Below are 11,607 nucleotides of genomic sequence, written 5' to 3'. Positions count from 1 at the left end.
CGCGCCGGCGCCGCCGGCCGCGCCGCCGGCCGCGCCGCCGGCCGCGCCACTGGCCGCGAGGCCCGCCACCTCCGCGACCGCCTCCGCCAGCAGCTCGTACGAGCGCACGCGCGCGGCGTGGTCGGGGATCAGCGTGAACGCCATCAGCTCGTCGGCGCCGCTGCGCGCGACCAGCTCGGCCAGCCGCCGCCGCACCGTCTCGGGGCCGCCGCGCAGCTGCGTCCCGATCCACTCCTCCTGCGTCGTGCGCTCCTCGCTCGTCAGCACCCGCGCCCGCGCGCTCTCCGCGCTCGGGAACGCGAGCGGCCGGTTGCCGCTGCCCATCGACAGCTTGCTGAGCAGGTACGGCGCCGCCAGCTCGCGCGCCTCCGCGTCGCTCTCACCGCAGATCGCGATCAGCGAGACGATCGCGTACGGCGCCTTCAGCTCGCCCGACGGCACGAACGCCTCGCGGTAGGTTGCCAGCGCCACCTCGGTCAGCTGCGGCGCGAGCTGATGGGCGAATGCATACGGCAGTCCCAAGCGCCCGGCGAGCCGTGCGCTGCCGGGGCTGGAGCCGAGCAGCCAGAGCGGCGGCGACTGCTCGTGCGCGGGCATCGCGACGACCGCGTCGCCGACCGCCGCGCGCGGCGCGAAGTAGCCGGCCAGCTCGGCGATCTGGTCGGGGAAGTCGTCGTGCTCGGGAACACTGCCGCCGCGCCGCAGCAGGCGCGCGGCGAGCGGGTCGGTCCCGGCGGCGCGGCCGAGCCCGAGGTCGACGCGGCCGGGGTGGAGCGCGGCGAGCGCGCCGTACTGCTCGGCGACCGCCAGCGGCGCGTGGTTGGGCAGCAGCACGCCGCCGGCGCCGACGCGGATCCGCGCGGTCGCGCCGGCGACCGCGGTCGCGACGACGGCCGTCGCGGCGCAGGCGAGCGCGGGCACGTTGTGGTGCTCGGTGACCCAGAAGCGGGCGCAGCCGATCCGCTCGGCCGACTGCGCCAGCGCGACCGTGTTGCGCAACGCCTCGGCGGCGCTCTGGCCCTCCCACACGGGTGCGGCGTCGAGCACCGACAGCGCGAGCGGGCTCATCGCGCAGCGCCCGTCGAGCCGGCGCCGGCGCCCGCGCTGGCTCCCGCGCCCGCGCCGGCGCCCGCGCCAGTCCCCGCGTACGCGCCGCCGCCCGGCAGCGGGTCGACGTCGAGCACGGCCTTGCCGGCGATCTCGCGCGCCGCGAGCGCCGCGGCGGCCTCGTCGAGCTGCTCCCACGAGCCGCGCCAGCCGACCTCGATCGACAGCCGGCCGCTCGCCGCCAGCCGCGCCAGCAGCGCGAGGTCGCCGCCGACGGCGCGCGCGTCGGCGAAGGAGCGGATCGCTCTGTCGTCGCCGAAGGTCGCGTACGGCTCCAGCGTCGCCGGCTCGCCGCTGCTCCAGCCGACGCTCAGCAGACTGCCACCGGGCGCGAGCAGCGCGTAGGCGCCCGCCAGCAGCGGGCCGCCGACGGTGTCGAGCACGACGTCGAGCGGTCCGTCGACGCCGTCGAGTCCGACGGCGACGGCGGACGCGCCGAGCCGCTCCAGACCGGCGCCGCGCGCGGCCGCTCCGACCGACGCGATCACCTCGGCGCCGCCGAGCGCCGCGAGCTGCACGGCGAAGCGGCCGACGCCGCCCGAGGCGCCCGTCACCAGCACGCGGCGGCCGAGCAGCGAGCCGGCGCCGCGCAGCGCGCGCAGGGCGGTGAAGCCGGCGAGCGGCAGCGCCGCGTGGGCGGCGGGGTCGGCGCCGGCCGGCAGCGGTGCGATGTCTTCCACGGCGAACGCGGCCAGCTGCGACCAGGCGCCGGCGCCGAAGGCGAGCACCTCGCTCCCGGCGGCGGGGCCGCTGCCGTCGGCGGCGGCCCGCACGACGGTGCCGGTCGCGTCCCAGCCGAGCACGGTGCCGGCCGGGACGAGCGTCGCGTAGCGGCGATCGCCGTGGTTGAGCGAGACGTGCCGGACGGCGACGAGCGCCTGTGAGGGTGCCGGCTCTGGCGCGGCGACCTCGCGTCGCGCCCAGCCGAACGGGGCTGCGGGATCGGCGACGACGGCGGTGACTGCTGGGTTCATGGGCAACGACCTATGGGTGGGATTCGATGGGCTGGAGTACGCTGGGGGCATGAGCAGCCACGCGATCGCGACCCCCAATCCGCGCGGGCGCATGGACAAGCGGCAGGCGATGCTCGACGCCGCGCTCGTCGTCTTCGCGCGCGAGGGCTACGCGCAGGCGACGGTCGACCAGATCGCGACCGAGGCCGGCGTCGCGAAGCCGACGATCTACGCCCACGTCGGCGACAAGGAGACGCTCTTCCGGCTGGCGCTGACCGAGACGGCGGCGCGCGCGAACGGGAAGACGCTGGCGCTGCTGAAGTCGTTCCCGACCGACCCGCGGGACCTGCGCGGCGAGCTGACCGCGGTCGCGCAGCAGATCGTCCCCTGCATGGTCGACGAGCAGTCGACGGCGGTCCGGCGGCTCGTCTCGGCCGAGGCGGTGCGGCTGCCGGGCCTGTTCGAGGCGGTTCGCTCCTCGGGCGCCGAGGAGATCATCGAGGCGCTCGCCGGACGGCTGGCGCGGCTCGCCAACGCCGGCCACCTCGAGGTGCGGGACCCGGTCGTCGCCGCCAGCCAGTTCATCGCCCTGATCGCCGGCGACCTGCCGATGATGGCGGTCGTCTCGCCGCACCGGATCACCGAGGCCGAGCGCGAGCAGGTCGTCGCCGACGGCGTCGAGACCTTCCTGCGCGCCTTCGCCCGTCACGACGCCGCCTCCTGAGGAAGCGCCGGGTCGGCGGCCGGGCCGGAGATCGCCGCCGATCGGGCCGGGCGGGGCTCCAGCCGCGGCATCGCCGCCAGCAGCTCGCGCGTGTACGGATGCTCCGGCGCGGTGAAGACCTGTTCGGTCGGGCCCTGCTCGACGATCCGCCCGCCGCGCATCACCGCGACGCGGTCGCTGACCTGCCGCACGACGCCGAGGTCGTGCGAGATGAACAGCAGCGACAGGCCGAGCCGCGTGCGCAGCTCGGCCAGCAGCGCGAGGATCTGCGCCTGGACGGTGACGTCGAGCGCGCTGACCGGCTCGTCGCAGACGAGGATCCGCGGTCCCGGCGCGAGCGCCCGCGCGATCGCGACCCGCTGGCGCTGGCCGCCGGACAGCTCGGCGGGCCGGCGGGTGCGCAGCGCCGGGTCGAGGCGGACCTGCGTCAGGAGCGCGTCGATCGCGTCGCGCCGTCCGCCGCGCACGCGCCGCGGCTGTCCGATCGAGAGCGCCTCGGCGAGCAGGCGCTCGACCGTCCAGCGCGGATCGAAGGCGCTGAGGGGATCCTGCGCGACGAGCTGGATCGTCGCCCGCCGCGCCCGCCGCGCGCGCTCTGGCAAGGCGCTCCACGGCGCGCCCTCCAGCAGCGCCTCGCCGCCGTCGGGGGCGGTCAGGCCGAGCAGCATCCGCGCGGTCGTCGTCTTGCCCGAGCCCGACTCGCCGACGAGCCCGAGCGCCTCGTCGCGCGCAAGCGTCAGCGAGACGTCGTCGACGGCGCGGCGGTCGCCGAAGCGCTTCGTGAGGCCGCGCGCTTCGAGGGCGCCCAGACCCTGTGAGGGCTTCTCGGCACGCTGACGCGGCCGCTCCGCCGCTCGCGCCGCGTCCAGCAGCGCGCGCGTCAGCGGATGGGCCGGGCTGTGCAGGATCCGTTCGCGCGACCCCTGCTCGACGATCTCGCCGCCGGCCATCACCGCGATCCGGTCGGCCAGCCGCGCGACCACGGCGAGGTCGTGGCTGATCAGCAGCAGCCCGGCGCCATCCGCCTTCGTCCGCTCCAGCAGCGCGAGGATCTGCGCCTGCACGGTCACGTCGAGCGCCGTCGTCGGCTCGTCGGCGATCAGCAGCCGCGGCGCGCCAGCCAGCGCGGATGCGATCAGCGCCCGCTGGCGCAGCCCGCCCGACAGCTCGTGCGGCCGCTGCCGCGCGCGCAGCTCCGGCTCCGGAACGCCGGCGGCGGCGAGCAGCTCCAGCACACGCGCGTCAGCTTCGACCCGGGAGTTGGAGGAGTGGGCTCGCACCGCCTCCGCGACCTCCGCGCCCACCCGCCGCAGTGGATCGAGCGCGACGAGCGCGTCCTGCAGCACGAGCCCGACCTCGCGGCCGCGCAGCGCCCGCCAGCCGGGCTCGTCCAACGCGCCGGCGTCGCGGCCGGCGACCCGCAGCGTCTCAGCGGCGACCTGCGCGCGCGGGCCGGCGAGCCCCAGCAGCGCCCGCGCGGTCACGCTCTTGCCCGAGCCGGACTCGCCGACCAGGGCGAGGCACTCGCCGGCCGCGAGCGTGAAGCCGATCCCGCGCACGGCGGCGACGTCCGCGCCGCCCGGCCCGGCGCCGGGGAAGGCGACGCGCAGCCCGCGCACGTCGAGCAGCTCGCCGACAGCGCCGGCTCGCGCGCCGCCCGCGCCCGCGGCGCCCACCCCGCTCACCGCCCGCCTCCCAGCCGCGCGTGCCAGCCGCGGCCCACCACCGTCACGGCGACGACCGTCGCGACGATCGCGGCGCCGGGCGCGAACGAGATCCACCACGCGGTCGCGAGGTAGTCGCGGCCGTCGGCGATCGCCGAGCCCCACTCGGGCGTCGGCGGCTTCGGGCCCATCCCGAGGAAGCTCAGCGCCGAGCCGGCGAGGATCGTCTCGCCGAGCCCGATCGTCGCCAGCACCAGCAGCGGCCGCACGACGTTCGGCAGCAGGTGGCGGCCGACGATCCGCCCAGGCGCCACCCCGAGCGCGATCGAGCTCTCGACGAACCCCGCCGAGCGCACACGCAGCGTCTCGGCACGCACGATCCGCGCGTAGCCGGGCGCGGCACCGACGGCGATCGCCAGCGCGATCTCGCGCGTGCCGTTGCCGACGATGCTGATCACCAGCAGCGCCAGCAGGATCCCCGGGAAGGCGAGCAGCACCTCGACCAACCGCAGCAGCGGCGTCGCGATCCAGCGGCCGGCGAGCGCCGCGCCGAGCCCCAGCAGCACGCCGGCGGTCACCGCGACGAGCGTCGCGCCGACGCCGATCTCGAGCGACGCGCGCGCTCCGTGGACGACGCGCGCGAAGACGTCGCGGCCCTGCTGGTCGGTCCCCAGCCAGTGGTCGGCGCTCGGCGCCAGCACCGCGGCGGCCGGGTCGGTCGCGAGCGGGTCGGCGCTCGTGAAGAGCCCCGGCGCCAGCGCCGCCAGCGCGATCAGCAGCACCACCAGCTCGGCCGCGAGCAACGCCGGCCGCGACGCTCTGCGACGGCCCTGCGCGGCGACGAGGCCGACGCCGGAACGCATCCGCAGCGCGCTCACGCGCGACCTCGCAGCCGCGGGTCGACGAGCGGATAGAGCAGGTCGACGAGCGCGTTGACGACGACGAAGAAGAACGACGACAGCAGCACGACGCCCATCACCGTCGGCACGTCGGCGGAGGAGATCGCGGTCGCCGCGACGCGGCCGATCCCCTGGCGGCCGAAGACGGTCTCGACGACGACCGCGCCGCCCAGCAGCGAGCCGACGATCCAGCCTGAGAGCGTCATCACCGCCAGCAGCGCGTGGCGCAGCGCGTGGTGGGTCCGCAGCCGCAGCTCGGAGATCCCGCGCGCGCGGGCGGTCGTCGCGAACGGCTGCGCGAGCGCCTGCTCGAGGCCGTCGCGCAGCACCTGCGCGAGCATCGCGGCGATCGGCACCGCCAGCGTCACCGCCGGCAGCACGAGCGCGCGCAGGCCGCTCTCGCCGGCGCCGATCACGGGGAACCAGCCGAGCTGGAAGGAGAAGACGGTCAGCAGCACGATCCCGAGCCAGAACGGCGGGGTCGACAGCGCCAGCAGCTCGGCGGCGCCCGACGCCGCGCGTGCGCGCGGCCGGCGGCCGGCGGTCGCCAGCGCCAGCAGCGTGCCGCCGGCGGCGCCGAGCAGGAAGGCGGTCAGCGCCAGCTCGACCGTCGGCAGCAGCTGCTCGCCGACGATCTCCAGCACCGGCCGCTGCAGCTGGTAGGAGGTGCCGAGGTCACCGTGCGCGATGCCGCCGACCCACAGCAGCCAGCGCTCCGGCAGGCTGCGGTCGAGGCCGAGATCGCTGCGCACCTGCGCGAGCAGCTCCGGCGTCGCCGGTCGCAGCCCGATCACCGTCCGCACGGGATCGTCGGCGACCAGTTCGAGCGCGAGGAAGGCGACGGTCGCGGCGCCGACCATCACCGCGACCATCGTCGCCAGCCGCAGCGCGACGCGCCGGGCGAGCGCGCCCCGCGGCGCGCGCCCTGCCCGCGCCGCTGCCAGCGCTCCGCTCACCGCTCCAGCCAGGCGCCTTGCAGCGACAGCGAGGCGGCCGGCGTCCACTCCAGCCCGCGCACGTGCCGGCCGACGCCGACGATCGTCGGATGGACGTAGAAGGGCAGCGCGACCGCCTGCTCCAGCAGCCGCTCCTGGACCTGCGCGTAGGCGGCCTCGCGCGCGCCTCTCTCCTGCGACGCCTGGCCCTCGGCGAGCCATCTGTCGACCTCGGGGTCGGCGAACTTCGACATGTTCGCGCCGCCCTGGTCGAGCGTCCGTCTCGAGCCGAAGAGGTCGTAGAGGATGTCGGGGTCGGGCGACTTGTTGGAGAAGTCGAGCGCGTTGTAGTCGCCGCCGACCATCGGCGTGACGATCTTCGTGTTCGGCGTCGGTCTGAGATCGAGCTCGAAGCCGGCTCTTCTGGCCGCCGACTGCACGAGCTGCTGGAAGGTCGTGCGGTCGTCGCGCGCCTGGAACTCGGCGACGGTCGGCCAGTCGAGTCTCAGCCGTCTGCCGTCCTTGACGCGGTAGCCGTCGGCGTCGCGCTCGCTCCAACCGGCCTCGTCGAGCAGTCTCGCGCTGAGGTCGGGGTCGTAGGCGACGGCCGACTCGACCGGCGTGTAACCGAGCGTCGTCGGCGAGAGGATGCTGAGCGGGGCGGCGAAGGCGCCTCTGTAGAGCGATCTGACGATCGGCTCGACGTCGATCGCGTGCAGCAGCGCCTGGCGGACGCGCACGTCGTCGGTCGGAGCCTTCCGCGTGTTGAGGAAGAGGACGTAGTTGGCGCCGGGGTCGTCGTAGCGGCTGACGGCCAGTCTCGGGTTGCGCGCGATCCCGTCGAGCGCGACCGGCGGGATCGACAGCGCGACGTCGGCCTGGCCGCTGGTCAGCGTGCCGGCGCGGACCGAGCCCTCCGGCAGGTAGCGGAAGACGACCTGATCGAGGTGGGGCGGACCCTGGTTGGCCGCGCCCTCCGGCGCCCATGCGTAGTCGGGGTTGCGCTCGAGCGTGAGGTCGCTGCCCTTGTTCCACTTCACGACGCGGAACGGGCCGGTGCCGATCGGTCGCGTCGGCAGGCTCGCTCTGTCGCCGGCGAGCTGCGCCGGCGAGACGATCCCGAGGAAGGCGTGGGAGAGCGAGGTGAGGAAGGGCGCGTACGGCCGCTTGAGCGTGAAGCGGACGGTCGACGGGTCGACGACCGTGACGCGCTTGATCGGCTCGACGAGCGACTGGGCGCCGCCGGGCGACTCCTGCGGGCCGAGCAGGCGGTCGAAGTTGGCCTTGACGGCGGCGGCGTCGAACGGCTCGCCGTCGTGGAATCTGACGCCGTCGCGCAGTCTGAACTCGTAGACGCGGCCGTCGTCGGAGACCGTCCACTCGCTCGCCAGCCACGGCAGCGGCTCGCCGTCCAGGCTCTGCGCGACGAGCGAGTCGACGACGTTGCGGACCGCGAGCGCGGCGGCGTCGGTGCCGGCGACGCCGGGGTCGAGGTGCTCGGGCTCGGTGTCGGCGGCGTAGGTGAGGGTGCCGCCGTCGACCGCTCTGCCGCCGCTCGGCAGCGCGTCGGCGTCGGCGCTGGCCGTCGTGGCGGCGGTCGCGCCGCCCGAGCCGTCAGAGGAGCCGCAGCCGCTCGTCGTCGCGACGGCGGCGAGCAGCAGCAGCGGCAGCAGCAGGCGGAGGATGGCGTGGGGCGGCGCGACGCCGCGGCGGCGCGTGCGAACGGTCGGCATCTGACGGGCTCCTGATCAGCTCGGCGGCGAACGAAGGGGTGCTACCGGCGAGTAATCTAGACAAAACTAGTCAGGAAGGTCAAATGTACTCATTGGTTCGAGCGCGGGCGCGCCGCACCGGCGCGACGACACGCGCGATGGCGGCGCGGCCGAATCCTGCCGCTCGCGGTGGGGCGCGTCAGGTCCGCGGCAGCGCGCAGCTGAAGCGCAGCGAGGAGGGCGCGAGCGCCTCCTCGACCGAGACGCGTGCCGTCGAGGTGACCGCGTCACCACCGCCGGCGACGAGCCGGTCGTAGCGGTAGCCGAGGCCGCCGATCCGCAGCTGGGAGGCCGGTGTCGCGCTCGGATCGAAGCGCACGAACGGCGACAGCGAGTCGTTGAGGCGCTGCCCGGCCCGCAGTCCTCTGCCCGACGCGTAGCGGGGCCCGTGGCGTCTGATCCACGACTGCCAGACGCGGTCGATGTTCGCGTGGTGCAGCCAGAAGACCGGGTCGTTGGGCGACGTGTTGTTGGCCATCGTGCCGGCGACCGCGTCTCTCTGACCGGGCAGCGGCGTCGCGCCCGCGGTCCAGAGGTGGACGCGGTTGTGCATCTCGTGCGGGGTTCTGTGGTCCTGGATGTGGATCGGCTCGACCCAGCCGTTGCTGCACTCCTCGCCGACCTCCTCGCGCCAGCCCTCGAGGTTGTTGCGGAACGACAGCAGCTCCGACGGCTCGTCGTCGAACGGCGCGACGTCGTAGCTGCCGACGCGCAGCGCGGCGAGCACGTCGGCGCGCGGCGGCAGCGAGTCGACGATCAGCGTGCCGAAGTTGCGCGTGAGGTAGCGCAGGCCGACGGGGTCGACCACCTTCGGATCGACGACCGAGAATCGCCAGCTGCCCTTGCGGAAGGCGCCTCTGGTGACCGCGCCGCCGCGCGCCGGGTCGCCGTCCGGGCCCATCAGGTCGTCGCGGAAGACCGCGCGCGTCGAGGCCGGGTCGGTCCAGTCCCAGTACGGCAGCGCGATCGGCTTGCCGGCCGCCGCCGACAGCGCGCGCTCGAACGTGCGCAGGTAGTAGCGGTGCCACGGCAGGAACGACGGGCTCATGTGCGCCGTGTAGTTCGGGCAGCGGAACACGTCCCGATGCCACGTCACGAAGAGGTCGTAGTACGACTGCGCGCCGAAGCCGCGGTACGGCGACGGCATCCGCTTGAGCGCGAGGATCGCGTTGACGAAGTCGGCCCGCTCGCGGGCGGTCAGGTGCTTGGCGTCTCTGCGCACGACGTCGGCACCCTGCGCCGCGGGCGGCATGGCGACGGCGGACAGCAGCACGGCGACGACGAGCGCAAGCAGCGGTCGCATGGATCTCCTCGGCGGTGGGTGGTCGCGCGGCCGTGGGGCCCCGCCGCGGCGGGGCCCCGTGCGCGTCAGTCGAGCTCGAAGCGGTCGAGGTCCATGACCTTCGACCAGGCCGCGACGAAGTCCTGCACGAACTTGGCCTGCGCGTCGTCGGAGGCGTAGACCTCGGCGAGCGCGCGCAGCTCGGAGTTGGAGCCGAAGACGAGGTCGACACGGGTGCCGGTCCAGCGCACCTCGCCGCTCTCGCGGCTGCGGCCCTCGAACAGCTCCTCGCTCTCGGAGATCGCCTTCCACTCGGTCGAGTTGTCGAGCAGGTTGACGAAGAAGTCGTTGCTCAACGTCTCGGGGCGATCGGTGAAGACGCCGGCCTGCGAGCTGCCGGCGTTGGCGTTCAGCACCCGCAGGCCGCCGACCAGCGCGGTCAGCTCGGGCGCCGACAGCGTCAGCAGGAACGCCTTGTCGAGCAGCAGGTGCTCGGCGGGGACGCCGAGGCCGGGCTGCAGGTAGTTGCGGAAGCCGTCGGCTCTCGGCTCCAGCACCGCGAACGACGAGGCGTCGGTCTGCTCGGCGGTGGCGTCGGTGCGGCCGGGGGAGAACGGCACCGTCACGGCGTGCCCGCCCTTCTGCGCGGCCGCCTCGACGGCCGCGGAGCCGCCCAGCACGATCAGGTCGGCGAGCGAGACGCGCTTGCCGCCCGTCTGCGCGCCGTTGAACGCCTGCTGGATCTTCGCCAGCGCGTCCAGCACCGGCGCGACGCCCGCGTTGACCTCCCAGCCGGCCTGCGGCTCGAGGCGGATGCGGGCGCCGTTGGCGCCGCCGCGCTTGTCGGTGTCGCGGTAGGTCGAGGCCGACGCCCACGCCGTCGCGACCAGCTGGGAGAGCGGCACGCCGGAGGCGAGGATCTGGCCCTTCAGCGCCGCGACGTCGGCGGCGTCGACCAGCTCGTGGTCGACGGCCGGGACCGGGTCCTGCCACAGCAGCTCCTCGGCCGGAGCCGACGGGCCGAGGTAGCGGGAGGAGGGGCCCATGTCGCGGTGCAGCAGCTTGAACCACGCGCGCGCGAACGCGTCGGCGAGCTGCTCCGGGTGCTCGTGGAAGCGCTTGGAGATCTCCAGGTAGACCGGGTCTCTGATCAGCGCGATGTCGGTCGTCGCCATCATCGGAGCGGTCCGCTTCGACGGGTCGTGCGCGACCGGCACCGCCTCCTGCGCCTCGGGGTTGGTCGGACGCCACTGGTACGCGCCCGCCGGGCTTCTCGTCAGCTCCCAGTCGTAGCCGAAGAGGTTCTCGTAGAAGCCGTTGTCCCACTTCACCGGGTCGTTGGTCCAGGCGCCTTCGAGGCCGGAGGTGATCGTGTCGTCGCCCTTGCCGCTGGCGTAGTCGCTGAGCCAGCCGAGGCCCTGCGCGGCGAGCGCGGCGCCCTCGGGCTCGGCGCCGACGTGCGGCTCGGGCTCGGCCGCGCCGTGCGTCTTGCCGAAGGTGTGACCGCCGGCGATCAGCGCGACCGTCTCCTCGTCGTTCATCGCCATGCGGCCGAACGTCTCACGGATGTCGCGCGCGGCGGCGAGCGGGTCGGGCTTGCCGTTGGGGCCCTCCGGGTTGACGTAGATCAGGCCCATCTGGACCGCGCCGAGCGGGTTGGCCAGCTCGCGGTCGCCGCTGTAGCGCTCGTCGCCGAGCCATTCGCGCTCGGGGCCCCAGTAGACGTCCTCCTCGGGCGCCCAGATGTCGGGGCGGCCGAAGGCGAAGCCGAACGTTCTGAAGCCCATCGTCTCGAGCGCCCGGTTGCCGGCGAGCACGAGCAGGTCGGCCCAGGAGATCTTCTGGCCGTACTTCTGCTTGACCGGCCACAGCAGCCGCCGCGCCTTGTCGAGGTTGGCGTTGTCGGGCCAGCTGTTGAGCGGGGCGAAGCGCTGCGCGCCGCTGCCGCCGCCACCGCGACCGTCGTGGGTGCGGTAGGTGCCGGCGGCGTGCCAGCTCATGCGGATGAAGAGCGGGCCGTAGTGGCCGTAGTCGGCCGGCCACCACTCCTGCGACTCGGTCATCAGCGCGTCGACGTCGGCGACGAGCGCGTCGACGTCGAGCTGCTTGAGCGCCTCGGCGTAGTCGAACCCGGTCCCGAGCGGATCGGCCTGCGGGTTGTTCTGACGCAGGATCCGCAGGTTCAGCTGGTGCGGCCACCAGTGCTGGTTCGCGGTGACGCCGACGGCCTGGTGCTCGGCGTGGAGCACCGGACATCCCATCGGTCTGTGC

At 74.8% G+C, this 11,607-nt stretch carries 9 protein-coding genes; 1 reads left to right on the top strand and 8 read right to left on the bottom strand.

Annotation, left to right across the window (positions count from 1 at the left end; all coding sequences use genetic code 11):
- Together R7226_RS21045 and R7226_RS21040 are read right to left on the bottom strand one after the other, a co-directional pair.
- On the bottom strand, positions 1–1,068 hold a 1,068-nt coding region (locus tag R7226_RS21045; protein ID WP_318599281.1), incomplete at its 3' end, for an LLM class flavin-dependent oxidoreductase.
- Positions 1,065–2,081 (bottom strand): zinc-binding dehydrogenase, encoded by a 1,017-nt coding sequence (locus tag R7226_RS21040; protein WP_318599280.1) that lies wholly within the window; start codon positions 2,079–2,081, stop codon positions 1,065–1,067. The genes R7226_RS21045 and R7226_RS21040, both read right to left, overlap by 4 nt.
- Before the next feature lie 49 nt (positions 2,082–2,130).
- Here R7226_RS21040 and R7226_RS21035 point away from each other — a divergent pair, with 49 nt between their 5' ends.
- Positions 2,131–2,784 carry a TetR/AcrR family transcriptional regulator gene (locus tag R7226_RS21035; RefSeq protein ID WP_318599279.1) on the top strand — a complete coding sequence of 218 codons (654 nt, stop codon included), beginning with the start codon at positions 2,131–2,133 and terminating at the stop codon, positions 2,782–2,784.
- Here the strand turns inward: R7226_RS21035 and R7226_RS21030 are convergent.
- From R7226_RS21030 to katG, 6 genes are all read right to left on the bottom strand, one after another.
- Positions 2,766–4,469 carry an ABC transporter ATP-binding protein gene (locus R7226_RS21030; RefSeq protein WP_318599278.1) on the bottom strand — a complete coding sequence of 568 codons (1,704 nt, stop codon included), beginning with the start codon at positions 4,467–4,469 and terminating at the stop codon, positions 2,766–2,768. The two genes, R7226_RS21035 and R7226_RS21030, sit on opposite strands and share 19 nt — an antisense overlap.
- The gene (locus R7226_RS21025) at positions 4,466–5,326 is read right to left on the bottom strand and encodes an ABC transporter permease (RefSeq protein ID WP_318599277.1); all 861 of its coding nucleotides are present in this window, start codon (positions 5,324–5,326) and stop codon (positions 4,466–4,468) included. Before R7226_RS21025 ends, R7226_RS21030 begins: the two co-directional genes overlap by 4 nt.
- Positions 5,323–6,303: an ABC transporter permease gene (locus R7226_RS21020; RefSeq protein WP_318599276.1), complete on the bottom strand. Its 981-nt coding sequence runs from the start codon at positions 6,301–6,303 to the stop codon at positions 5,323–5,325. The genes R7226_RS21025 and R7226_RS21020 overlap by 4 nt, the downstream gene beginning before the upstream one ends.
- Positions 6,300–8,015, bottom strand: a complete 1,716-nt coding sequence (locus tag R7226_RS21015) for an ABC transporter substrate-binding protein (protein WP_318599275.1) — start codon at positions 8,013–8,015, stop codon at positions 6,300–6,302. Before R7226_RS21015 ends, R7226_RS21020 begins: the two co-directional genes overlap by 4 nt.
- Positions 8,016–8,193: 178 nt before the next feature.
- On the bottom strand, positions 8,194–9,357 hold the full coding sequence (locus R7226_RS21010; protein WP_318599274.1) for a tyrosinase family protein: 1,164 nt from the start codon (positions 9,355–9,357) through the stop codon (positions 8,194–8,196).
- A 65-nt stretch (positions 9,358–9,422) separates the two neighbouring features.
- Positions 9,423–11,597, bottom strand: coding sequence for a catalase/peroxidase HPI (katG, locus tag R7226_RS21005; protein WP_404827885.1), 2,175 nt, complete (start codon positions 11,595–11,597; stop codon positions 9,423–9,425).
- Positions 11,598–11,607: the final 10 nt, after the last annotated feature.

Origin of the sequence: Conexibacter stalactiti, assembly GCF_033542075.1 — a bacterium.
Lineage (GTDB): Bacteria > Actinomycetota > Thermoleophilia > Solirubrobacterales > Solirubrobacteraceae > Conexibacter > Conexibacter stalactiti.
The sequence above is the reverse complement of the archived record's forward strand: the minus strand, read 5'-3'. Positions and strand labels throughout refer to the sequence as shown.

What these genes read in the sequence shown, in the direction of transcription:
- R7226_RS21040 (WP_318599280.1), bottom strand. Translation starts at nt 2,081, where the DNA reads ATGAACCCAGCAGTCACCGCCGTCGTCGCCGATCCCGCAGCCCCGTTC.
- R7226_RS21035 (WP_318599279.1), top strand. Translation starts at nt 2,131, where the DNA reads ATGAGCAGCCACGCGATCGCGACCCCCAATCCGCGCGGGCGCATGGAC.
- R7226_RS21015 (WP_318599275.1), bottom strand. Translation starts at nt 8,015, where the DNA reads ATGCCGACCGTTCGCACGCGCCGCCGCGGCGTCGCGCCGCCCCACGCC.
- R7226_RS21010 (WP_318599274.1), bottom strand. Translation starts at nt 9,357, where the DNA reads ATGCGACCGCTGCTTGCGCTCGTCGTCGCCGTGCTGCTGTCCGCCGTC.
- katG (WP_404827885.1), bottom strand. Translation starts at nt 11,597, where the DNA reads ATGGGATGTCCGGTGCTCCACGCCGAGCACCAGGCCGTCGGCGTCACC.